Annotated in this window: 22 protein-coding genes and 1 pseudogene; 13 read left to right on the plus strand and 10 right to left on the minus strand. The window is 44.7% G+C overall.

Annotated elements, in window-relative coordinates; all coding sequences use genetic code 11:
- The first annotated feature begins 11 nt into the window (after positions 1–11).
- The 9 genes from rlmA to ACQEXS_RS11970 all read left to right on the plus strand — a co-directional run bounded on the left by rlmA (position 12) and on the right by ACQEXS_RS11970 (position 8,141).
- On the plus strand, positions 12–830 hold the full coding sequence (rlmA, locus tag ACQEXS_RS11930; protein WP_427013977.1) for a 23S rRNA (guanine(745)-N(1))-methyltransferase: 819 nt from the start codon (positions 12–14) through the stop codon (positions 828–830).
- A 24-nt stretch (positions 831–854) separates the two neighbouring features.
- Positions 855–1,541 carry an MOSC domain-containing protein gene (locus tag ACQEXS_RS11935; RefSeq protein WP_427013978.1) on the plus strand — a complete coding sequence of 229 codons (687 nt, stop codon included), beginning with the start codon at positions 855–857 and terminating at the stop codon, positions 1,539–1,541.
- Positions 1,542–1,655: 114 nt separating this feature from the next.
- Positions 1,656–2,603, plus strand: a complete 948-nt coding sequence (locus tag ACQEXS_RS11940) for a ChaN family lipoprotein (protein ID WP_427013979.1) — start codon at positions 1,656–1,658, stop codon at positions 2,601–2,603.
- 147 nt (positions 2,604–2,750) lie between these two features.
- Positions 2,751–3,107, plus strand: coding sequence for a hypothetical protein (locus ACQEXS_RS11945; RefSeq protein ID WP_427013980.1), 357 nt, complete (start codon positions 2,751–2,753; stop codon positions 3,105–3,107).
- 141 nt (positions 3,108–3,248) lie between these two features.
- A complete protein-coding gene (locus tag ACQEXS_RS11950) occupies positions 3,249–5,141 on the plus strand; it encodes a BCCT family transporter (protein ID WP_427013981.1) in 1,893 nt (630 codons plus the stop codon).
- A 155-nt stretch (positions 5,142–5,296) separates the two neighbouring features.
- On the plus strand, positions 5,297–6,874 hold the full coding sequence (locus ACQEXS_RS11955) for an alkaline phosphatase (protein WP_427013982.1): 1,578 nt from the start codon (positions 5,297–5,299) through the stop codon (positions 6,872–6,874).
- Positions 6,875–7,048: 174 nt separating this feature from the next.
- Entirely contained in the window at positions 7,049–7,348 is a 300-nt protein-coding gene (locus ACQEXS_RS11960; protein ID WP_367986860.1) for a ribbon-helix-helix domain-containing protein, read from the plus strand.
- Between the two features lie 86 nt (positions 7,349–7,434).
- Positions 7,435–7,830, plus strand: a complete 396-nt coding sequence (locus tag ACQEXS_RS11965) for a VOC family protein (RefSeq protein ID WP_427013983.1) — start codon at positions 7,435–7,437, stop codon at positions 7,828–7,830.
- Between the two features lie 20 nt (positions 7,831–7,850).
- Positions 7,851–8,141 (plus strand): putative quinol monooxygenase, encoded by a 291-nt coding sequence (locus ACQEXS_RS11970; RefSeq protein ID WP_427009235.1) that lies wholly within the window; start codon positions 7,851–7,853, stop codon positions 8,139–8,141.
- Positions 8,142–8,187: 46 nt separating this feature from the next.
- On the opposite strand, the gene ACQEXS_RS11975 is transcribed toward ACQEXS_RS11970, so the two are convergent.
- On the minus strand, positions 8,188–8,628 hold the full coding sequence (locus tag ACQEXS_RS11975; RefSeq protein ID WP_427013984.1) for a YcgN family cysteine cluster protein: 441 nt from the start codon (positions 8,626–8,628) through the stop codon (positions 8,188–8,190).
- A 409-nt stretch (positions 8,629–9,037) separates the two neighbouring features.
- Between ACQEXS_RS11975 and ACQEXS_RS11980 the strand changes: the two genes are divergently transcribed.
- From ACQEXS_RS11980 to ACQEXS_RS11990, 3 genes are all read left to right on the plus strand, one after another.
- On the plus strand, positions 9,038–9,286 hold the full coding sequence (locus ACQEXS_RS11980; RefSeq protein WP_367989189.1) for a YkgJ family cysteine cluster protein: 249 nt from the start codon (positions 9,038–9,040) through the stop codon (positions 9,284–9,286).
- Positions 9,287–9,421: 135 nt separating this feature from the next.
- The gene (gene aqpZ, locus ACQEXS_RS11985) at positions 9,422–10,117 is read left to right on the plus strand and encodes an aquaporin Z (protein WP_427013985.1); all 696 of its coding nucleotides are present in this window, start codon (positions 9,422–9,424) and stop codon (positions 10,115–10,117) included.
- Positions 10,118–10,390: 273 nt separating this feature from the next.
- Positions 10,391–11,383 (plus strand): DUF2860 domain-containing protein, encoded by a 993-nt coding sequence (locus ACQEXS_RS11990; RefSeq protein WP_427013986.1) that lies wholly within the window; start codon positions 10,391–10,393, stop codon positions 11,381–11,383.
- 103 nt (positions 11,384–11,486) lie between these two features.
- Here the strand turns inward: ACQEXS_RS11990 and recR are convergent, their stop codons facing one another.
- The 6 genes and pseudogenes from recR to ACQEXS_RS12020 all read right to left on the minus strand — a co-directional run bounded on the left by recR (position 11,487) and on the right by ACQEXS_RS12020 (position 17,193).
- Positions 11,487–12,086, minus strand: coding sequence for a recombination mediator RecR (gene recR, locus ACQEXS_RS11995; protein WP_427013987.1), 600 nt, complete (start codon positions 12,084–12,086; stop codon positions 11,487–11,489).
- Between the two features lie 16 nt (positions 12,087–12,102).
- Positions 12,103–12,432 (minus strand): YbaB/EbfC family nucleoid-associated protein, encoded by a 330-nt coding sequence (locus tag ACQEXS_RS12000; protein WP_006959389.1) that lies wholly within the window; start codon positions 12,430–12,432, stop codon positions 12,103–12,105.
- 76 nt (positions 12,433–12,508) lie between these two features.
- On the minus strand, positions 12,509–14,620 hold the full coding sequence (gene dnaX / locus ACQEXS_RS12005; protein WP_427013988.1) for a DNA polymerase III subunit gamma/tau: 2,112 nt from the start codon (positions 14,618–14,620) through the stop codon (positions 12,509–12,511).
- A 12-nt stretch (positions 14,621–14,632) separates the two neighbouring features.
- Complete coding sequence (apt, locus tag ACQEXS_RS12010) at positions 14,633–15,178, minus strand: adenine phosphoribosyltransferase (protein ID WP_367986874.1); 546 nt, start codon at positions 15,176–15,178, stop codon at positions 14,633–14,635.
- Positions 15,179–15,331: 153 nt separating this feature from the next.
- Positions 15,332–15,697, minus strand: a complete 366-nt coding sequence (locus ACQEXS_RS12015) for a YbaN family protein (protein WP_427014013.1) — start codon at positions 15,695–15,697, stop codon at positions 15,332–15,334.
- A gap of 401 nt (positions 15,698–16,098) precedes the next feature.
- A pseudogene (locus tag ACQEXS_RS12020) lies at positions 16,099–17,193 on the minus strand (response regulator).
- A 237-nt stretch (positions 17,194–17,430) separates the two neighbouring features.
- On the opposite strand from ACQEXS_RS12020, the gene ACQEXS_RS12025 reads away from it, so the two are divergent.
- Positions 17,431–18,306 carry a LysR family transcriptional regulator gene (locus ACQEXS_RS12025; RefSeq protein ID WP_367986876.1) on the plus strand — a complete coding sequence of 292 codons (876 nt, stop codon included), beginning with the start codon at positions 17,431–17,433 and terminating at the stop codon, positions 18,304–18,306.
- A gap of 47 nt (positions 18,307–18,353) precedes the next feature.
- On the opposite strand, the gene ACQEXS_RS12030 is transcribed toward ACQEXS_RS12025, so the two are convergent.
- The 3 genes from ACQEXS_RS12030 to fadI all read right to left on the minus strand — a co-directional run bounded on the left by ACQEXS_RS12030 (position 18,354) and on the right by fadI (position 22,468).
- Entirely contained in the window at positions 18,354–18,902 is a 549-nt protein-coding gene (locus ACQEXS_RS12030; protein WP_427009205.1) for an NAD(P)H nitroreductase, read from the minus strand.
- A 141-nt stretch (positions 18,903–19,043) separates the two neighbouring features.
- Positions 19,044–21,161, minus strand: a complete 2,118-nt coding sequence (gene fadJ, locus ACQEXS_RS12035; protein WP_427013989.1) for a fatty acid oxidation complex subunit alpha FadJ — start codon at positions 21,159–21,161, stop codon at positions 19,044–19,046.
- Positions 21,161–22,468, minus strand: coding sequence for an acetyl-CoA C-acyltransferase FadI (gene fadI / locus ACQEXS_RS12040; RefSeq protein WP_427013990.1), 1,308 nt, complete (start codon positions 22,466–22,468; stop codon positions 21,161–21,163). The genes fadJ and fadI overlap by 1 nt, the downstream gene beginning before the upstream one ends.
- Positions 22,469–22,596 lie beyond the last annotated feature (128 nt).

The following is a 22,596-nucleotide window of genomic DNA, read 5'->3' on the forward strand; positions in this document are numbered from 1 at the left end:
CTGAGATCGATATGAGTTACCAGTGCCCACTTTGCCACCAAGCGCTTCGTCAGTCAGACAAAACGTTTCAATGTGACAATAACCATCATTTTGATTTGGCGAAAGAAGGTTACGTCAACCTGATGCCAGCACATCACAAACGTTCAAAAGATCCAGGTGACAATAAAGAAATGATGCAAGCAAGACGTCGATTCCTTGAGCGTAACCACTACCACCCTATGCGAGAGCGCGTAGCTCAAATATGCGCTCAATATCTCGAAGGCACATCACACACACTGTTAGACATTGGTTGTGGTGAAGGTTATTACACCGACGAAGTCGCTCGCGTATTAACCACAAAAAGCGAACAGTCGATGACCTATGGTCTCGATATTTCCAAAGTTGCCATTCGTTATGCGGCAAAACGTTACCCTTCTTGCCACTTTAGCGTCGCATCAAGTCATCGCTTACCGTTTGAAGATCAATCACTTGATGCCATCTTACGCATCTATGCCCCATGTAAGGCAGAAGAACTTCACCGTTGCGTTAGAAACAATGGTGTGGTGATCACCGTTTCGCCTGCTGGCCGTCACCTATATCAGTTACGTGAGCACATTTATCAAGACGTTCGTCTACACGATGAACAGCCTGAATCCATTGATGGTTTTGTTTTAGAACATGAAGAGAAACTGAGCTATGTCATGCAACTTAAAGATGGGGATGCGTTCGATTTATTGCAAATGACCCCATTTGCCTGGAAAGCCACCGATGAGTTACGCGAACAGTTAAAACGACCTGACTTGTTTGAGTGCGAAACAGACTTTATGCTGAGAGTCTACCGCAAGCAATAACCACTCACGACGAAATGGAGGGAGATGGTGAATCATCAGACAGCACTATTAGGCGTTTTTGTTGGGCAAGTAAAACAGCAGTTTGGTATGGAAACTGCGATAGCAAAACGTCCGGTTGAACAAGCACTATACCTTTCAATGACTGGCTTAGAAGGTGATCAATGTGCCGATCACAAACACCATGGTGGCCCCGAACGAGCACTCCATCAGTATCCCGTTGAACACTACGCTTATTGGCAACAAAAGTACCGTTCTGAACATATCTGGCAAGCACCAGGCATGGGAGAAAACATCAGTACTGAGAGGATGACTGAAGAGACGGTTTATTTGGGTGACCGTTACCAATGGGGTGAAGCGGTCATTGAAGTCAGCCAACCTCGTTCTCCCTGCTATAAACTAAGTAAGCGCTGGGGAGTTGAACAGTTTTCTGTGGATATGCAAGACATTAGCCGCTGCGGCTGGCTCTTTCGTGTTATTCAACCCGGATTAGTTAGTGTGAACGACCCATTAATACTGGTTGAGCGTGTCGAAAATGCGATGACGATCCGTGAAGTTTGTGATTGCTTTTTCACAACACCACTTGAACGCTCAGGCTTGCTCAAGCTACAGCAACAAGAACGCCTTTCAAATAGCTGGATGGAGAAAGTCAAACGACGGTTAGAGACTGGTGACGTCGAAAATTGGAACTTTCGCCTATTAGGCCACGCCTAAACTGAATAGAAAGTGCTTACCTGTAGGCCATTATCAGGTTTGCACTTTCCGTTTTACGCCGTGAACTGCTACTCTCAACCTCATACTTCCGACTCTCCAACCAAGGAGGCTTTCATGCGTCCTATACTATTTCCCTTCGCTTTAAGCGCTTTATTGTCAGCTTGTGTCACTACAACCGCATCATCCGTTAGCACGTTTTACGACTATCATTTCACATCTCCTCAAGGTCACCCCATTAGTTTGGCGAAATTACCTTCTGAGCTTCTCACTGCCGACATTATTTTGGTTGGCGAGTGGCATACTCACTCAGCTATACATCGTTTCCAAACTGACATACTGCGTCAATTGAATGAACAAGGCATTCCTGTCACCTTATCCATGGAACAGTTTTCTCGTGATGCTCAACCCATTGTTGATCAATACTTAGCGGGCGACATTGGAGAGCAACCCTTAATCACAGAAGGCAACGCTTGGCCAAATTATGAAAGTGATTATCGCCCGTTGATGGAGTATGCAAAACAAAACAATCTCGACGTGATTGCAGCCAATGCACCTAAACATCTTGTTCGCTGTATTGGTCGCCTAGGAACACCTTACATAGAGACTCTTTCACAACCACAACGTCAGCTCATTGCTCAAAACATTGATACACAAGATTCTGCCTACAAACGACAATTTATGTCTTCTATGCATCATGGCATTAGTGACCAAACCGAACGCATGTTCGCAGCCCAAATGAGCTGGGATGAAACCATGGCCGAAAGCATGATTCAGTATTTAGCGGCGCACCCAAACAAAACCATTTTGCATATTGCCGGTAAATTTCATGTTCAACAGGGATTAGGACTCAAAACTTCGTTGCTGAAGCGCAACCCAGATTTGAATATTGCTGTGATTACACCTATTGGCACGCAAAATGCTGAGGCAAATATCACCGATAACATTGCGAAAGATTATTTGTTGTGGGTACTCGACCCTCCGGCTCGCTTCATAAAGGACGAGAATCGGATCAAAGCTTTTCAAAATTTAAGTCATAGAAATGATGACCTTAGCTGCAAATAGTAACTTTTTCTTCCAATGTCAGAATTGACCGACATAAATCAGGCGTAATTTTTGCTTGAATAAATTCAATACAAAGTGCGAATAAATTGCGCAAGTTTTTCATTCGTTGGTCGATACAGTGATTGAGGATGTTGTAAGGAGAAAACTATGACACCAGTAGGAATGGGGCCAGCCTCGCTGACACCTGCCCAACAGGTAAAGCCTCAAGCAAACTCTTCGGTTGCAGATAATGGAGCTGCACCACTGAAGGTAGAGCAAAACAAAGTCACCCTTTCAGCTGAAGGTAAGGCTCTGCTTGCTGCTTTACAAGATATTGAAAAAGAAAACAAAATTGCAGAGGGCAAAGAGAAATCTGTCGGAGATAAGGTGGAGTCTTTTGCTCATGGCGCGTTAGGAATGGATCACCCGGATAAAATTGAAGAAGAGGAAGACGGCTCTTATTCTGCGGGGCAATACCTTTCCGCTGCGGCAACTGTAGGAGGCATTTTACTGGCCTTGATCTGACGGTGATACTTTGTCACGGTCAGACTTAGGCTATTTCAGAGACTGCGCTAATTATTTTTGTGATAACGATAAGACACTCTGTTTGTTGATTCATTCACGGTCACTTCATAATCCATGCATCTACATTTATGGACGAATACCGTGAAGAGTTCTTTCTCGTTAATTGATAAACCTACCTTTTTTGGTGCTATCGGCTTGCTGTTGGTCATCGTTTTTCCGTTGATCCTTTTTCCCCAGCAAGGCGCCGACTGGATAGCACTCGCCAAAACTTTTATGACCGATAAACTCGGTTTTCTTTATCTTGCGCTTGGTTTGGGCGCGTTCTTTTTTATGATTTATGTCGTATTCAGCGACATGGGACAAATTAAGCTCGGCGATGCTGACGAAAAGCCGGAGTTTGCCACAGCGTCATGGGCCGCGATGTTATTTTGCGGTGGTATTGGAGCCAGTATCTTATATTGGGGCTGTATTGAGTGGGCATACTACTACCAATCACCACCTTTTCAGCTCGAACCCGGCAGTGAAGAAGCCGTACGCTGGGCAGCCACTTACGGTATTTTTCATTGGGGCCCCATTGCTTGGGCGATCTACCTCATTCCCGCGCTGCCAATTGCCTATTTCTTTTATGTGCGCAAGCAGCCCGTACTTAAAGTTTCCAGTGCGTTAATGCCAGTTATCGGCGAAGAACGCACCAAAGGAGTCGCAGGTAAGATCGTTGATGTACTGTTTATTTTTGGTTTACTAGGTGGCGCTGCAACAACATTAGGCTTGGCAGCTCCACTTATTGGCGAAGGACTAAATTTCCTATTCGGTATTCCTCAAAGTACGTTAAGCCAAGTGGCCGTGCTGCTTGTCTGCACCGCGATATTTGCTTACTCCTCATACGCTGGCCTTGAAAAAGGCATTAAGATCTTGAGTAACATAAACTTCTGGGGTGCGATGGGGTTACTTGCCTTTGTTCTTTGCGCTGGCCCTACCATTTTCATGCTCGAAACGGGGTTAGACTCCATTGGTCGAATGTTATCTAACTTCTTCGTTATGGCGACTTGGGCAGAGCCATTTGGTGGTTATGGTTCATTTGAAAATACCCATTTCCCACAAGATTGGACTATTTTCTACTGGGCATGGTGGTTGGTTTTTGCCCCTAGCATGGGCTTATTTGTTGCACGTATTTCCCGCGGTCGCACCATCAAACAAATGGTCTCTGGCTCAATTTTTTTTGGCTCATTAGGTTGTTTCCTATTTTTTATGATCTTGGGGAACTACGGCCTATCACTGCAGCTCTCTGGTGAGCTTGACGTGGTCAATATTCTTAATACCGAAGGAGCCACTAAAGCCATCTTTTCAATGCTTGCAGAATTACCGATGGGCACAATGGTTATCGCTGTTTTCACGCTACTTTGTGTCATATTTACTGCAACTACATTTGATTCAATTTCTTACATTCTTGCTTCTGTAGTACAGAACAACGTGACAGAAGAACCGATGCGCTGGAACCGTATGTTCTGGGCGTTTACCCTCTCCTTCCTGCCAACGGTGCTCATGTTTCTTGGCGGCTTAAGCACTTTGCAAACCGCTGCGATTGTGGGCGGTCTGCCATTGCTTGGCATCTCAGTCATGCTGATGATTTCAGCCGTCAGAGCCACTACTCTCGATCTTCGCCATCAAGAAGACTACGTCGAACCAACCATCAATATCGAAGAACTACCAGAAATGGACCCTTGGTCATTAGAAGGTATAGCATTGGCAAGGTTTGAAAAGAGTCGTGATCTGGCCCAAGAAGCAGCAGAACAAGAGCGCGAAGCACTTTCTCAAGTTATGAAAGTGAAGAAACGTATCCGTGCTTTTGCCCTTGAACACTTCGGTGAAGAGGCGTTCCAAGATCACCACTTACCACAAGAACTTCAAGATGCACTCCAGCAAGCTCTGGATGACGTCAACAGGGCGCAAGAAAATAAGCTAACAGCTTCAGAGCAAGCGCAACTTGCAAGGCAAGAGTTCAATCAGGCGGTTGCTGTTGCTGCGACAAATTAGCCATTGTTCATACTCCTTCCTAAGACCAAAGCCCACCTCGGTGGGCTTTTTTTATGTCACTTGCGTTTCGAGTTCGTGAAGCTTTTATGATTGCAACAAAACTGTCATTGAGTGGTGATTAACTGGCGCGGCTTTTTGAACGAAGGAATATAACAATGAAGCAGTTAATTAAACCTCTCGTTGTAGCAGTGGCAACAACGACGCTCTCTTTCAATGCGCTTTCTGCCGAAATCAAAAATGTCATTTTGATGATTGGTGACGGCATGGGACCACAACAAGTTGGTTTATTAGAAACCTACGCCAACAATGCTCCACATTCGATATACAAAGGTGATACCACAGCTTTATTTAAATTAGCAGAGCAAGGTGTTATCGGCTCCTCCTTAACGCATCCGGAAGATGCGATAGTTGTTGACTCCGCCTGCTCTGCCACCATGCTTGCAACTGGTATTTACACCGCATCTGAAGTGATTGGTATCGATGCTCAAGGTAACAATGTTGAAACGGTGCTAGAGAAAGCGAAACGCTTAGGCAAAGCGACCGGTTTAGTCTCAGATACACGCCTAACCCACGCAACCCCGGCAGCATTTGCCGCCCACCAGCCACATCGCTCGCTTGAGAATAAAATTGCAGAAGATATGTTAGCAACAGGTGTTGATGTCATGCTATCTGGTGGCCTGCGTCACTGGATCCCAAAATCTACAAATGACAAAGGTGAGACTTACAATAAGCTTGAGCAGCTAACGCAAGGCGATGTGTACCTTAAGTCTAAGCGTAAAGATGAGCGTAACTTGTTAGCTGAAGCGAGCGAGGATGGCTACAGCTTAGCATTTAATAAAACCATGCTAGAGCAAGCACAAGGAAACAAGCTTCTTGGTCTATTTGCATACTCGGGTATGAAAGATGGTATCGCCTACAGCCAGTCCAAAAACGACCCAAACCGCACTGAGCCAACCTTAAAAGAGATGACCGTCAAAGCGCTCAATGTATTATCAAAAAACAAAAACGGCTTTTTCTTAATGGTTGAGGGCGGACAAATCGACTGGGCTGGTCACAGCAATGACGCTGGTACCATGTTGCATGAGATGATTAAGTTCGATGAAACCATCAGTTCTGTTTACGATTGGGCAAAAGGCAGAGATGACACCTTAATCATTGTCACTGCCGACCATGAAACGGGCTCATTTGGCTTTAGTTACTCTTCCGACAATCTACCCAAGCCTGAAAAACGCTCCGGACCCGCATTTAGCCAGCGCGATTACGCTCCTAATTTTAACTTCGGCCAATTCAACATCCTCGACGGGCTATACAACCAAAAACAGAGCTATTACGGCATGATCAGTGAATTTCAAAAGCTTGAAAAATCCCAGCAAACAGCCAAAAAATTCGCCGATATTGTCAATAGCAGTAGTGCCTTTCCAATCACCGAAAAGCAGGCTGAAAATGTGCTAAAGAGCAAACCAAACCCTTACCGTCTAGCGGGGCATAAATACCTAGCTGAAGAGAATATCCCCGCCATCAACGATTTTGATGCCTTTTTCCCATATAACGATCGCGGTAATCTACTGGCGCGTGAGCAAGCGACTGCACAAAACATTGTTTGGGGAACAGGCACACATACTCATACCCCTGTAAATGTCTTTGCGTGGGGACCTGCAAAAACCATTTTGCCAGTCTCTAAAATCATGCATCACTCGCAACTAGGTGAATTTATTAAACAACAGGTGCAATAAGTTTCGGGCTTACTCACCCTTTGAGTCAGCGCTCTTCGGGGCGCTTTTTTGTTGCTCATATCATGGTAAATCAGATATTCAACATGAAGATCAGCTTTTAAGTATCACTGTTTATTTGACTCTTGCTAAAAGAAACGACAGGATAAATAGCTTTCCAAGTATCGAGATAATGTCATGTGTGAGATATTTGCGCATCAGCCAAGAGAAAATTACCAATTCATCACCCGTTCTATCCGTATCGATGGCCACGCAACTAGCGTAAAACTTGAAACCAGCTTTTGGCAATTGCTGGAAGAAATTGCGCAGCAGCAAGGATTAACGGTTCCTCGCTTTATCTCTACTGTGTACAAAGAAGCATTAGAGCATAACGGCGAAGTCAGCAATTTTGCCTCTTTGCTTCGCTGCGCCTGCCTAATTTATGCTCGCCAACCTCAAAGTACGATTGAGATAGCCAACGAACAAATCAACTCATAATTCAATTAATATCGCCTGTCGTACTCACGTACTACCACTGAGTAATCCGCTGTTATTATGCTACTCCCTCCTAATGAGGAGAGACCATGACAAAACTGATTCACAGCATGATAAGAGTGAGCGATCTGCAAGCTTCTATCGATTTTTACCGCAACGCTCTAGAACTGGAAGTGGCTGATCAATTTGAATTCAGCGACTTTACACTGACTTACCTCGCTAATCGTGAAACAGGTTTTGAGCTGGAGCTCACCTATAACCACGATCAGTCAGAGCCTTATGTCCACGGCAATGCTTACGGTCATTTAGCCGTCAGCGTAGAGAAGATTGCTGAGGCACATAAGCGCCTGACTGATCTGGGGATTGAAGCGTCAGAAATAAAAACCTTCAATCACAATGGGCAACCTCTAGCGACTTTCTTCTTTATTACGGATCCCGACGGCTACAAGATTGAATTTATTCAACGTGCCGGACGCTTTATCTAATAATCATAAGAGCAAACACAATGATCCATTTAACCGCACATTTTTATGCTAAAGCCGGACAGGAAAATACTTTGCATCAGCTGCTAACCGCAATGTTAGTGCCAACACGCAATGAAACTGGGTGTGTTCGTTATTGTCTTTTTCAGGACAAAGCAGACAGTCGTAAATTTCTCTTTCAGGAGCAATTTGCTGATCAGGCAGCGTTCGACGCCCATTGTAAAGAAGTCCATTTCCTTGCCTTGCTGGACAATCTGGAAGGGGTTCTAGAACAAGAGCCTCAAATTACCTTCTATGAACAGTTAGAAGCGTAAAAATCGAAAGGCACTCATTTGAGTGCCTTTTTCTTTATTTTCTACTTTATGCGCGATTAGGATGGTTTAAGATGTGGTCTTCCCAGTCAACGACATCAATCTCGTAGACCACTTTATTCCGGACGCTTTCACCCGCTTCGTGCATCGCTAACTTAGTTCCCGTAATTAAAGGATGCCACACGGGAAGTGTTTCCCCTTCAGCAAGAAGTCGATAAGCGCAGGTATGAGGTAACCAAGTAAAATCATCAATATCTTCACGAGTCAGCTTGGTGCACTCCTCCCCTGAAGAGAATCGATTTGGATAATCTTTACACGAACACGTTTTACTGTTTAACCAGCTGCACGCGACATTGGTGTAGTAGATCTCATCGGTGTCTTCATCCATGAGCTTATGTAAGCAGCATTTACCACAGCCATCACATAGAGCTTCCCACTCTTCTTCGCTCATTTGTTCTAGCTTTTTGCTTTGCCAAAATGGTGTGCTCATAGACTTAATCTTTAGATATTCAATAAAGGGAGCGTTTTATACCGCTTCATGTCACAAAGTTCAAGTGGATGAAATTCAAAGAAATACCCTTAGCGCCACTTACCCATTGAAAATATTAACTTTTTAGAGAATTAATCTAAGTTACCAATCCATCGCTTTAGCATCACATTGGCCATTGTGATAACACTTAACGTCATCACATTTAGCCATTTCCCTTGTTCACTACTGAAAATGCCTTGCCACTGCTGACTGACTCATAATCTGTTTGTCTTAAGCATTAGCCAACTTGCTGATTTCAAATGCTGATTTTACAGCCGCATTTTTTTAGTTTCTTCAAACGTCAAGCTTTGTTAAAGTGCGCCCCCTGATCCGTCCTCAATACAACTCATGTGGTGGTAGCTTAACAACGATGGAATGCCGTTTATATTGCGGTGCATGTTGCATTGCACCAAGTATTTCTTCCCCAATACCTGGAATGCCAAAAGGTAAACCAGCGGGTACCCGTTGTATTCAGTTAACCGAAGACAACCTTTGCAAACTGTTTGGCAAGCCAGAGCGACCAAAAGTTTGCCATGATTTCAAACCTTGCCCAGTCGTTTGTGGAAAAAGCAATCAAGAAGCGCTGAACAATATTACTGAATTGGAATTACTCACTTAACCTGCCTCATATTTGAGACCTTGATCCGTAAACTCGTGATCTTCCTCAATTTCTCTATTTGTCTCACACAAACCTGACATTTCTAGACTATTTTTCACGGGTCTTTGAAAAATAACGAAACGATTAGGACAAATCATGAAAAAATATTTAGCAGAAACGTTTGGTACGTTTTGGTTAGTGTTAGGCGGCTGTGGTAGTGCGGTTTTAGCAGCAGGTTTTCCTGATGTAGGCATTGGTCTTCTGGGTGTATCGTTGGCGTTTGGTCTAACAGTACTGACAATGGCTTACGCTATTGGTCATATCTCTGGTTGTCACCTGAACCCAGCAGTAACCATCGGTTTATGGGCAGGCGGCCGTTTTGATGCAAAACACATTCTTCCTTATATCGCTGCTCAAGTGATTGGTGGCCTACTAGCAGGTGGTATTCTTTACCTCATCGCATCTGGTCAAGCTGGCTTTGATGTTGCGGCATCTGGCTTTGCGTCAAACGGCTTTGGTGAACATTCTCCTGGCCAGTACTCAATGACAGCAGCACTTATCACTGAAGTGGTAATGACGATGATGTTCCTTATTGTCATCATGGGTGCAACTGATTCACGTGCGCCTCAAGGTTTTGCACCAATCGCTATCGGTCTGTGTCTAACACTGATCCACTTGATCAGTATCCCTGTAACCAACACTTCAGTAAACCCAGCACGTAGTACTGCTGTGGCTATGTATGTGGGTGACTGGGCAACGTCTCAGCTATGGCTATTCTGGGTTGCACCTATCTTCGGTGCTATTCTAGGTGCGATCGTTTACCGCATCATTGCCGGTTCTGACGAAGCGTAAGCCTAAGTCTATATTCGATTTAGCGGCCTCCCTATGCGGAGGCCGTTTTGTTATTCCCTTTCTTATCTTTGCCAGCTTTCCCTTTTTTGACGTTCTCAGGTTTAACTAAACACTCTCAAATCTGCATTTAGCATAGATTCACTCAACAAATCTGACAAAGTGTGACTTATATAATCCACAAAACTTCGCAGATAGCGCATTATTTGCATATTGACGTTATAAAAACTCATGTAGAAACAATAATGACCGTCAGTGGCTATACAAGGAGCGAGTATGAACCATTATCGTCTACTCTCTGTAAGTCTTTGTGCTTTGTTCTCTGGGCTTGCGATAGCAAATCCAAATCATGGCTTAGAGCAAGGGTTTAGTGGTGGGATAAGCCTTAACTTAGGCTATTCTTCTGGCCAATCTCAGTTAAATACAGATGATAACAATGCTATCACCCCAGACTTGAATAACAACGGAACATCAGTAACCGATGCCAAGGTGTTTCCCTTAGGCCGCTTACAATACTCATTTGGTGAAACGGCCATTTTCTTTGGTAACAGCCAAGACCAAATTGCCGAAGCTCAGTTCCAATCTGAACTTGGTATTCTTCATCAATTCACCCCTGAAACCTTAGTTACATTTGCAATGTTTAGTACTATTCCGGGGATGACTGAGGTATGGAAAGATCCTTACCTCACCCAGCAATCACGTAGTAAAACCGATCAAGATATCATTGGTGGTCGTGTTGCCTTTGAGCTTTTTGCACCAATCCCTGTTACGCTGCGTTACGCGTATGCCCAAAGTGATATTGAGCATGACCAAATCGGTCAAAATAGCTTACTCGATGGCACGCAACGCTCCCTTTTAAAACGTGACAGCCAATATCATCGCGCTACGATCGAGACAAACCTTCCACTGAGCCGCAATATTATTTTAGCGCCTGCCTTCCAATACACATTGAAAGATGCAGATGGAAAAGCACACAGTTACAGTGACTATGCGGCACAGCTTGGTATTGTGATGAACTTTTCCCGCCATAGTCTCGTCACAACAATGAGAGCCAGTGTCGCGGACTATGAGCAAGATAACCCTATGTTTAACCAAAAGCAGGACGCGAATGCGCTGGGAGTCTTCTCAATCTACAGTTTTGATAAACCTTTCGCACTCCCTGACACAAAATGGAATGTGATGGCTGGCTACCAAGAGACCGACTCTAATATCGAATTCTATGATGAAAGCAGTCTATTTTTGTCCACAGGTTTGGCGTACACATTCTAAACAACGAGATCTACTTTGATTCTCGTATGCTTTAGTTGGTAGGGAATTGGAGTTAATAGGGGTTGGAATGAAAAAGCCGCACAATTCAAGTGCGGCTTTTTTATTATAACTTGTGTCGACCGAGCAATGAGTGAGACAGTGTCGTGCCATCAACTAACTCAAGCTCTCCCCCAACAGGGACACCATGAGCGATTCGGCTTGCTTCCACTTCATGCGCTTTGCATAACTCTGCAATATAGTGAGCTGTTGCTTCACCCTCTACTGTTGGGTTCGTCGCTAAAATCACTTCACCAACATCACCACGACGGAGACGATAATCCAACACATCTAAACCGATGTCACTTGGACCAATGCCATCAAGGGGTGAAAGGTGTCCCATCAATACAAAATAACGACCAGAGTATTGTCCTGTAGCTTCTACCGCTGCAATATCTGCCGGGCTTTCCACCACGCAGATCTGACCGTTTTCCTGACGCTTTGGGTTATTACAGATATGGCACACTTCTTCTTCAGTAAAGGTGCGACATTCGGTGCAATGCCCGATCTCTGTCATTGCCTGACTTAACGCTTCTGCGAGTTGCAGGCCACCTTTTCTGTCGCGCTGTAACAAATGAAAGGCCATACGCTGAGCTGACTTGGGACCGACCCCTGGCAGACAACGTAAGGCCTCCATCAAATGCTCCAGCATATGACTGGTACGCATTAAAACCTACTCGTTCTTAGAATGGCATTTTCATACCTGGTGGTAATTGCATACCGCCAGTTACGCCGGCCATTTTCTCTTTTTGAGTTTCTTCAACACGACGGGCAGCATCATTGAATGCTGCTGCGATAAGATCTTCAAGCATCTCTTTGTCGTCTTCCATCAAGCTTTCATCGATCTCTACGCGACGAACGCTGTGACTACCAGTAATTGTCACTTTTACAAGGCCAGCACCTGACTCGCCTGTTACTTCCATATTTGCGATTTCTTCTTGAAGCTTTTGCATACGCTCTTGCATTTGCTGGGCTTGCTTCATTAGGTTACCCATACCGCCTTTACCAAACATGTTTATCTCTCTGGTTTAATTCGCTTGTTATGTAACTAAGTGGGGTTCAAATCGTGTTTTTCAACCCCGTATTGGATTAAATCGGTCTGACACTTTCAGAGTCTAGTTCGCCGGCAAATCGCCTTACCAAAAACTGCACATTTTCGTCACTTTCTAAACTCGTAAATGCTGACTGAAGTTTATTCTGATAGAGCTTGTCTCTTAACTCTAATGGGGTTTCACCCCCTTCGCCAATTTCAACCGACAAGTGGCATTCTTCATTCAACACGTTATTTAGCGCTGCTAATAACTCGCTTTGCGCCTTGTCTGTATTCAAATGAGCTTGAGAAGAGCGCAACATGAGCGAAATTGAGCTGCCATTTTTTTCATAAACCGAATTCAACGCTAACTGCTCAACCAACTTAGCCGTCTGCAATTGGTCTATTAATGCTGCCCATTCATTTTGCGCTTGCGACTCTTTCACCAATTTTTTAACCATTTCTGGTGTTTTTTCGTGCTCAAGAGCCTTCTTCAACAAAGTCGGCGTCAGCTCAGGTTTTGTTTCGATAACTTGTGGTGCCGACGGCTTCCACTGATAAGGCTCATCTTTACCATTGGTAGAAGATATTACCTCATGTGGATTTGACAATGGCGACACCCGCTCAGTTCCACCGTGCTTTTGTGCTACACGATCAAGAACCGACTCTGTTTTTGCAGATGCCGCTTTAGGCTTTTTTCCATCGTTGCCTTTAGTAGTTGTCGGAGACAGCCCTTTTCGTTGTGAACGCAACTGATGGCGTAACCCGCTCACAGGCGAACTCACACTCTCAGTTTGGCTGGGTTGGTGTTGAGGTTGAGGAGCAGGAGCCTCCATCGGAGCTGGTTCATAGCTTGGCGGAGCCTGCATATACTCCAGAGGAACCATGTCGTAGCCAGCTACAGGTTCATCAGCGGACATTTGCGGTGGCATTTGTGGCTCAGAAGGAGCCTGAGGTAGCACTGGCTCTGGGGCATTTTCTGCCACTGGTGGTACTTGAGAAGAAGTCTGAATCTTTTGCGGCTTCGCTTGTACTGACGGTACAGGCTCTAAAACTTGAGTTGAGATAGTATTCGCCGCTGTTACTGCTGCCGGCCTAAATGCCATCATGCGAAGCAGCACCATCTCTAATCCAATTCGAGCCGAAGGCGCAAGCGAAAGGTCATCACGTCCTTTCAATGCAATTTGATAATACAACTGCACATCTTGAGGCGTAAGAGCACGGCTTAATAATTCAATTTTTTCAGCATCTGGCTGCGCCTTATCTAACGTAGACGGAAGCGCTTGATACATCGCAATACGATGTAACTGTGTGGAGAGCTGTTGTAACAATCCATCCCACTCAACGCCGTTTTGTGCCAATTGCTGGACGCTATCCATCACTGGTTGAGCCTGCTTCGAACTTATTGCCTCAAGCAGATGAACAGCTTGAGCTGTATCCAGTGTTCCTAACATATGAGAAACACTGTCCGCTAATATTGAGCCATTTCCCAACGCAATAGCTTGGTCGGTAAGGCTTAATGCATCACGCATACTGCCGTCAGCAGCATGTGCAATCATACCAAGAGCACGAGACTCAGCAGAAACATGTTCTTGCTCTAAAATCCGATCCAACTGCTCATGAATATTATCGACACTGATTGGCTTCAAATGGAATTGAAGGCAACGCGATAGAATCGTAACAGGCAGCTTTTGAGGATCAGTCGTAGCAAGCAAAAACTTCACATACTCAGGCGGCTCTTCCAACGTCTTTAATAACGCATTGAATGAATGGCGAGAAAGCATGTGAACTTCATCGATCAAGTAGACTTTGAAGCGACCACGGGCAGGCTTATATTGAACGTTATCGAGTAGTTCACGAGTATCCTCTACCTTAGTACGAGAAGCTGCATCGATTTCGAGCAAGTCAACAAAACGCCCTTCCTCGATCTCTTTACACGTATCGCAGGTACCACAAGGATTCGCTGTAATGCCTGTCTCACAGTTTAATCCTTTCGCAAATAAGCGGCCGATGGATGTTTTACCAACTCCTCGAGTACCACTAAATAGATACGCGTGGTGCAATCTATTCTGGGCTAACGCATTTTCCAATGCTGTCAGTACATGTCCCTGACCAACCACTTCAGTAAAGCGGCTTGGCCGCCATTTTCGCGCTAAGGCAAGATAACTCATGAAAACTTCCGATTAGTGACCTTCAAATTCACAAATGCTGTAAACGTTTAGACCAAGACCTTCCAAACGCTTATCACCGCCAATTTCAGGCAAGTTGATAACAAACGCGGCATGCTCTACTTCACCGCCAAGTTGACGAATAAGCTTTGTTGTCGCTTCAATCGTACCGCCTGTGGCAAGTAGGTCGTCAACAACCAAAACTTTATCGCTTTCAGAAATAGCATCTGTATGGATTTCTAATGTATCCACGCCATATTCAAGCTCATACGACTGAGCCACAGTTTGGCGCGGTAACTTCCCTGGTTTACGGACAGGAACAAACCCGATACCCAATTCGAGTGCTAATGGCGCACCGAATAAAAAGCCACGAGCTTCCGTACCTACGACTTTGGTAAAGCCCATATCTTTGTACTTTTCGACCAATAAATTGATGGTTGCTTGATACGCTTGAGCGTCTTCCAATAAGCTAGTGACATCACGAAATAGAATGCCTGGTTTTGGGTAGTCTGGAATGCTTTTGATGCTTGCTTTGATCAGCGAGATTGTTTCAGTTGTCATGATTATGTACTTTGATTAGCTAACCCCTCGTCCTTGTATTGTAGGTGTTGACGAAATCGTAGCATTGGCTCGATGCACAGTCAGCGTACTCGCTTTTTACTGCGCACAAATAATAAATGCCCACTCGAAGAGCAGGCACACTTCACTGCAATATTATGTGTTTCCCCGACGCTCTGCAAGGCGCTCCATCACAGGCAAACGAATAAACCAGCTAAGCACTCCAACAAACAATGCTAACAGCAGAATTTTTAACCACATATGGGGGGCAAACCAGATCGAGAAACTGAAACTCAAAATGATGAATGCTGCTCCGCGTATTTTCACTTTACGAGTTACAGCTTTGTGTTGTTGCCAATTATCCAGAATGGGACCAAAGATAGGGTGTTGATGTAACCAACGATGAAAGGTTGGACTGCTGCGCATGAAGCATGCACTCGCAAGCAACAAAAATGGGGTTGTTGGTAGAAGAGGAAGGAAGATGCCTAGTATGCCAAGGCACAAACTAAGCCCACCAACAATATTTAAACCCAATCGACGAATACTGATGGTAAGCTCCGTTTAATTCGATAAGCCTTAGTATCCGTTAAATACACGCATCCAAGTTAAGGTTGCGGGTAATGTTGGGATTAATAGGGCTGCAATGAAACCTAAAAAGTAGAAAACATTATAAGGTTCTTTGAAATCTTTGTCTGCCATGGGCTCACTTCTCTAATGTCGCTGTATTGTTGTTATACAATTCGTTATTTATCTGTTAGCGAATTGTTGGCGACAACTATACCGTAATGGTGATTTCACAAAAACCAAGTAAAAGAAGGGTTATTTTGATAAGACGTGTTGGCGTTTAATCATTTACTGTCGTGCAAAAAAGTAAAAGGCAACCTCTAGCGGTTGCCTTTATAGACATGAGATGTAACCTAATTTCAAGCCCTACCCCCTTTGTAAATATCAAGACTGAAGCTGACCGAACCAAGGCTATTAAGAGATAATTGACACGCTGACTATATCGGTAGATCTGAAGTGATAAAGTTCTTCGCACAATTCTCTCCGAGCTTCACCCCTTCTGTAATATGATGAGAGGCATAGCCATTCGACCATTGCCCTTCAAGCCCTGCAGGTAATATCGAAATTTTACTGGTACACAAATCAGCCACACCAAACATTGCTCTAACTGGGCTGACGCCTTCTGTACACTTCATGCCTTTCTCCAACATATAGGCAATGTCTTTGAGATCCGCATTAAAGCATTTTAAATTACGTAGATAATCATGGAACAAGGCTCGAATTAATAGCGTCGTTGCCGCTCCAGTTTCACTATTAGAATCCACTAAGTAGAAAGCAAACTGCCCATTCATAAGCCAAGCATAATCAAACACCAGAGGCATGATGTCGGCAGACTGCAGCAATCGATAACAACATTTCCAGTCCCCTTGAGAGGTGTCTTTTTCTGGAAGTAGCGCATGAAGTAAGTCTTTTGCAGCGCTTGGGTGCTCTTGTAAATACTCAAGGTGCCAGTGCAGCTCTTGCTCTTCTGGCATATCACCACTTTCAACACGGAACCATTGGCTGGCAAAATCACGCTGATCAGAAAGATGGTCATAGCTGTCGTCCAGTGTATTTTCTATTGCACTGGCGAGATGATCATGATTACTGATCGGTTTCGGGAGAAAGTCTTTGATGCCATAGCGTAATGCCCGAGCAACATCGGCCATTTCATCCGTCGCCGATACCACAATGAGCGGTAAAGATGGGTATTCTAGGCTAACTTCTTCAACGAGTTCGATACCATCAAGAACGGGCATCGATAAATCACAAAGCACCAAGTCAGGTTCAGCTGTTCGAAGTTTCTTCAACGCCTCTAACCCGTTTTCTGCTTCCATGACGTCATAACCCTGAGCAATAAGGAAGCCGCTGGTGATCCTCCGGAAAACCGGATCGTCATCAACCACCATAATCAGCTTATTACCGAGTAATTTATTCGCCGAGAGTGCAGTCGCCGTTTCGTATGTTTTCTGCATAAACCTTCGCCTCACACAACTAGAGAACCACATGGTGTGCTGTTATTATTGGTTTTGAAACACTCCTTAAAAAGGTAGTCGCGATAGCGGTTTTATACAAATCTTCCGTGCTTCAACCGTTGTACATACTAGATGTACGTGTTACACCTTTTCGTCTCACTTGTTGATGTGACTCAAGCTTTGACATTTGATATACATATAAATTAATCAAATCAGTAAAAAAATGTGTCTGAAACGATGAAATTAGATGATCTCAACCTATTTAGACTTGTCGTCGAAAATGGGAGCTACACTGCAACTTCACGCAAGACTATGATACCTGTCGCCACCATTACTCGACGCATTCAGGCATTAGAAGACTCGCTTAATTTACGTTTGTTAAATCGTCATGCGCGTAAGCTTTCCCTTACAGAAGCGGGAGAAAGATTTTTTAACGAATGTTCTCCTCTGCTACAGCGATTATCTTCAACCGCCGAAGAGATCACTGATGAATGTCGCGGAGCCTCGGGCAAAATACGTATTTCCTCTCCGTCGAATCTGACTAAACGTATGATGATGCCTATGTTCAATGCATTTATGATGCAATACCCAGACATCAACATAGAACTGACCACCAGCGACCATGCGGATCAGCTAGACCCAACTGAGTGGGATGTTATTTTCCGAGTTGGACCACAGCGTGACTCAAGTTTAATCGCTCGTAAAATCAGTTCGGTGAAGGATATTTTGGTGGCGAGTCCAATCTACCTCAATAACACCCAAGCCCCCAAGCATGCAGAAGATTTACACAACCACTCCCTATTAAAAGGCCACCCTCTGCTGAAATGGCAGCTGACTGATAGCAATGGTGAAACAGTGGTTAACAATGAAAAAGGGCGTTTTCAGTCTAATACTCTCAATGTAGTAAGAAGCGCCTGTTCAGAGGGTTTAGGTATTACCTTAATGCCAGATGTGATGATTCGAGAGTACATCGAGGATGGAAGTCTGGTCCGTGTATTAAATGATTGGAGTGCTAACCCTCGCGACATCTACATGTTGTATAACCACAAAGATCATCTCCCTGAAAAGGTACGTCTGTTCATCGATTTTGTGATTGCATACAATATTCATTAAAAGAAAAGGCTTGGAATTTCCAAGCCTTTTTCATTCACAACTCTATGTCACAGAAACTCGACAAATTTACTCAAATCTCGCTCAGGTACCTTCATGGCGGTGCATCCTGGAGTCCCTAAGTATAAGAAGCCGACAATCTCATCCTCTCCTTCCAAACCAAAAGCTTCATGCACCGCTTTATGGAACATCCATTTCCCTGAGCGCCAAAAACCCTGAAAGCCTTGAGCAACAGCGGCCATTTGCATCGCTTGTACCGCGCACCCCGCTGATAGATATTGTTCTAACGCTGGCACTTTCTCGTGCTCTGTAACCTTAGCGATAACCGTGATCACCATCGGCGCACGAAAAGGGGCTCCCTTAACCTTTTCTATTACAGCTTCATCACTGTCTTCTGCTTGTGCAGCGTTCACAAGAAGATCTGACAGCTTTTGTAAACCTTCACCTTGCGCGATCACAAACCGCCAAGGGGTTAGACCGGCGTGATCAGGAGCTCTAAGACCAGCACGAATAATGTTCTCTAACACCTCCCCTTCAGGCGCAGGTGCTGATAGTTTGGCGATAGAACGTCGGTTTAACAGTAAATCCAAAGCGTCCATTTAAATTCCTTCTTTACTTCTAGGTATCCACTTAGCTAAGCGCCATGCACTGACTAAGCCTTGGTTTTCTTTTGATAATAACGCTCAGTCCAAAAAAAGCGAACCTTTCGGTTCGCCTATAGTGTAATCAAATAATCGGTTTTATTTGTAGAAGCGTTCTTCGAGCCCTGCTCGGGTTAACAAACCATCACATGGCGCGAACCGTTCACCGTATTTCTGGGCAAATTGGTTCATCGTCTCAACCAAATTTTTTATTCCGAGTTGATCCATATAACGGAATGGCCCCCCTAAGAATGGTGGGAAACCAATACCAAAAATAGCCCCGATATCACCGTCTCTCGGGCTTCGAATGATCCCTTCATCTAGACAGCGAACCGCTTCATTTAGCATCGGAAGAACACAACGCAAAGCGATATCTTCTTCAGACATTTTAGGTTCCGGCGTCAAACCAAGTAATTTATATACCGTCTTGTCGACTTCCTTTTTCTTTCCTTTATAGGTGTAAAAGCCTTTGCCGCTCTTTCGGCCTTTACGCCCATCATTGAGCAAGGTGTCGAATACATCTGGCCCCTTAAAGCGATCGCCTAGCTCACTCACTAATATCGGCATGATTTTAGCGCCAATGTCGACGCCGACCTCGTCCAATAATGTGATTGGCCCAACAGGGAAACCAAAGTTGAGCAGAGAGGCGTCCAAATGTTCGATAGGCTCACCCGACATCAAAACTTGGGCTGCTTCGTTCATATATGGCGCTAAAATTCGATTTACATAAAAGCCTGCACTGTCTTTTACAACAATTGGTGTCTTGCCCTGTTTTCTCGCCAACTCAACAACGGTGGATATTGTCTCATCAGACGTTGTTTCATGAGGGATCACTTCCACAAGCGGCATTTTTTCCACTGGGCTGAAATAGTGCAGACCAATCACATTCTCAGGCCTTTCCGCTTTGGCCGCGATTTGATGGATAGGAAGCGAAGAAGTATTGGTTGCAAAAATTGTGGTCTCACCTGCATTGGCTTCCATGTCTGCGACCATTTTTTGCTTGAGATCCAAATCTTCAAACACCGCCTCAATCACCACATCCATATGCTGAAAACTGGTGAAATCCGTACCACCAGACAACTGCATCATGTTGGCTTCCAGTTGCGCTTTTGACAAAATACGACGCTTTTTCTGCTTTTCAAACAGTTTATAGTTGTATTTCAGTGCGTTTAGAACACCATCATTAGTTACGTCTTTGATGCGCACTGGCACTTTGGCTTTTGCCACACTCACATGACTAATACCCGCCCCCATCAAGCCACCGCCTAAAACGCCGACACGGCTTACATGTGCAGGTGGGGCATCACTACCATGTTCTTTTTTCATTTCCGTCGTAGCAAAGAAAATTGAACGCAATGCTTTTGATTCATCGGTAATGACCAACTCACCAAACCGCTCAGCTTCTAACGCTAACCCTTGCGTCATCCCTTTTTCTAAGCCATGCCGAATCACAGCCAAAATGGCATCGGCAGCCGGGTAGTTTCCTCGTGTTTTTTCATGGGTTTTCTTTACAGCTTGATCAAAAATGACTTTGCGCCCTAACCCAGTCTGTGCAACAAGCTTCTCTTTCGCAGAGCTTTGTTTGGTAAGCTTACGCTTACCTTTTTCAAGCATACTTTTTGCCACATCGAGCAAAATTGTTTCAGAAACTGAAGCATCTACCACACCAAGCTTTTTCGCTTTTTTCGCTCGTAATTGTTTACCTGTCAGAATCATATCCAATGAAGGCAGCAATCCTATAAGACGAGGGAGACGCTGCGTCCCACCAGATCCCGGCAATAATCCTAGCTGAACTTCAGGTAAACCGAGCCGCGTTTTATCCGAATCACTGCACACCCGATAATCACAAGCCAAAGCCAGTTCAAGCCCTCCCCCTAAACAGGGGCCATGAATTGCTGCAACCACAGGAAACGGCAGTTCCGATAACTGCTGAAACATCTGCTGCCCTTGTGTGGCTAAAGCTTGTGCTTCTGAAGCCGACTGACATGCATCTAACATACGAACATCTGCACCAGCGATAAAATTATCCGGCTTAAGAGAATGAATGATCATCCCCTTCAACGAATCTTTTTGTTCACTTAGGCATTCAAAAATTAATTGCATCTCTTGTGCAAAAGCGGCTTGTAAGGTGTTCATTTTTTCGCCGGGAACATCAATAGCTAGCCAAGCGATACGGTTGTCATCAATATTTAAAGAAAACGCTTTAACATCACTCATTATTCGACCTCCAATATCATTGCAGCACCCAAACCACCAGCAGCACAAGCGGTATTCAATGCAAGTCCACCGCCTCGACGTTTTAGCTCACGCAAAGTTTGCGTGATCATCCGAGCGCCCGTAGCGGCAAATGGATGGCCATAGGCGATTGAACCGCCAAGCACGTTGAATTTATCCATATCTATTTCACCGATGGCTTTCGTACGACCTAATTGCTCCCGTGCAAATTTTTCGCTCCCAAACATCTTCACATTTGAAAGCGTTTGAGCGGCAAACGCCTCATGCATATCAATCAACGTTAAGTCATTTAATGTAATTCCCGCTCGGTCAAGCGCAATTGGTGTCGAATAAGAAGGTCCCATCAACATGTCACTTTCAACTCCAATCGCTGAAAATGCGTATGAGCGGATATATCCCATGACTTCGAGCCCAAGCTCTTTTGCTTTCCCTTCTCGCATCAACATGATGGCCGCTGCGCCATCGGTTAATGGTGTGCTGTTCGCAGCAGTGACACTGCCATACTGGCGATCAAATGCCGGGCGTAGTTTGGCATATCCTTCAATGGTTGAGTCGTGGCGGATATTATTATCCTGTGCAATCCATTTTTTATAAGGCGCAGGAAAAGCCGTCATCACTTCCCCTTCGATGTGGCCATCATTCCAAGCCTGAGAAGCTAAGGTATGTGAACGATGTGCAAGCGCATCTTGCTCTTCACGGCTAATACCGTGTGATTTTGCCATTTGTTCAGCGGTTTGCCCCATAGAAAGCCCAGTTGAATACTCGGCAACAGCAGGAGGAACAGGCATCAAGTCTTTTAACGAGAGAGATTTTAGTAGCTTAAGTTTTTGACCTAACGTCTTCGTCTTACTCAAGGCTAATAAATTCGCCGCCAGTTTTTTAGAGACACCAATTGGTAATATTGAGGAAGAATCTGCACCGCCGGCAATACCTACATCGATACTCCCCGCCATGATACTTTCCGCGACATTCACAGCTGACTGGAAACTCGTCGCGCAGGCACGAGTTACACTGTACGCATCGGTATGAACATGCATTCCTGTCCCCAACACAATTTCTCGTGCAATATTTGGGGCTTCAGGCATTTGCACCACCTGTCCAAACACGACTTGCTCGATTAATTTAGGGTCAATATCGGTTCTAGCGAGTAGTTCACTCACCACCATTTTGCCTAAATCAACTGCGGGTACCTGACTAAACTCGGTGCTCTGGCGCGCAAAAGGCGTTCGTAACCCAGCAACGATAGCCACACGCTCACCTCCACGTGTTTTGACTTCCTGCTTGCCCATTGTTTCTCCTTAAAATAAGAGGTCTGACCAGAATTATTGTAACAAAGATGTTAACGCAATCAAACAGCTGTTTGGATAAACGTGATTTAGATTGAAAATACGGCTCGTAAATCAATGAGCAATCAGCA

Source organism: Vibrio sp. TRT 17S01, from assembly GCF_050113695.1.
Lineage (GTDB): Bacteria > Pseudomonadota > Gammaproteobacteria > Enterobacterales > Vibrionaceae > Vibrio.

What these genes read in the sequence shown, in the direction of transcription:
- ACQEXS_RS11975 (WP_427013984.1), bottom strand. Translation starts at nt 8,628, where the DNA reads ATGAGCACACCATTTTGGCAAAGCAAAAAGCTAGAACAAATGAGCGAA.
- ACQEXS_RS11940 (WP_427013979.1), top strand. Translation starts at nt 1,656, where the DNA reads ATGCGTCCTATACTATTTCCCTTCGCTTTAAGCGCTTTATTGTCAGCT.
- dnaX (WP_427013988.1), bottom strand. Translation starts at nt 14,620, where the DNA reads ATGAGTTATCTTGCCTTAGCGCGAAAATGGCGGCCAAGCCGCTTTACT.
- apt (WP_367986874.1), bottom strand. Translation starts at nt 15,178, where the DNA reads ATGACAACTGAAACAATCTCGCTGATCAAAGCAAGCATCAAAAGCATT.
- ACQEXS_RS11935 (WP_427013978.1), top strand. Translation starts at nt 855, where the DNA reads ATGGTGAATCATCAGACAGCACTATTAGGCGTTTTTGTTGGGCAAGTA.
- ACQEXS_RS12030 (WP_427009205.1), bottom strand. Translation starts at nt 18,902, where the DNA reads ATGGACGCTTTGGATTTACTGTTAAACCGACGTTCTATCGCCAAACTA.
- ACQEXS_RS12000 (WP_006959389.1), bottom strand. Translation starts at nt 12,432, where the DNA reads ATGTTTGGTAAAGGCGGTATGGGTAACCTAATGAAGCAAGCCCAGCAA.
- ACQEXS_RS11955 (WP_427013982.1), top strand. Translation starts at nt 5,297, where the DNA reads ATGAAGCAGTTAATTAAACCTCTCGTTGTAGCAGTGGCAACAACGACG.
- rlmA (WP_427013977.1), top strand. Translation starts at nt 12, where the DNA reads ATGAGTTACCAGTGCCCACTTTGCCACCAAGCGCTTCGTCAGTCAGAC.
- ACQEXS_RS12025 (WP_367986876.1), top strand. Translation starts at nt 17,431, where the DNA reads ATGAAATTAGATGATCTCAACCTATTTAGACTTGTCGTCGAAAATGGG.
- recR (WP_427013987.1), bottom strand. Translation starts at nt 12,086, where the DNA reads ATGCGTACCAGTCATATGCTGGAGCATTTGATGGAGGCCTTACGTTGT.
- fadI (WP_427013990.1), bottom strand. Translation starts at nt 22,468, where the DNA reads ATGGGCAAGCAGGAAGTCAAAACACGTGGAGGTGAGCGTGTGGCTATC.
- ACQEXS_RS11990 (WP_427013986.1), top strand. Translation starts at nt 10,391, where the DNA reads ATGAACCATTATCGTCTACTCTCTGTAAGTCTTTGTGCTTTGTTCTCT.
- ACQEXS_RS11970 (WP_427009235.1), top strand. Translation starts at nt 7,851, where the DNA reads ATGATCCATTTAACCGCACATTTTTATGCTAAAGCCGGACAGGAAAAT.
- ACQEXS_RS11980 (WP_367989189.1), top strand. Translation starts at nt 9,038, where the DNA reads ATGGAATGCCGTTTATATTGCGGTGCATGTTGCATTGCACCAAGTATT.
- ACQEXS_RS11965 (WP_427013983.1), top strand. Translation starts at nt 7,435, where the DNA reads ATGACAAAACTGATTCACAGCATGATAAGAGTGAGCGATCTGCAAGCT.
- fadJ (WP_427013989.1), bottom strand. Translation starts at nt 21,161, where the DNA reads ATGAGTGATGTTAAAGCGTTTTCTTTAAATATTGATGACAACCGTATC.
- ACQEXS_RS11945 (WP_427013980.1), top strand. Translation starts at nt 2,751, where the DNA reads ATGACACCAGTAGGAATGGGGCCAGCCTCGCTGACACCTGCCCAACAG.
- aqpZ (WP_427013985.1), top strand. Translation starts at nt 9,422, where the DNA reads ATGAAAAAATATTTAGCAGAAACGTTTGGTACGTTTTGGTTAGTGTTA.
- ACQEXS_RS11960 (WP_367986860.1), top strand. Translation starts at nt 7,049, where the DNA reads ATGTGTGAGATATTTGCGCATCAGCCAAGAGAAAATTACCAATTCATC.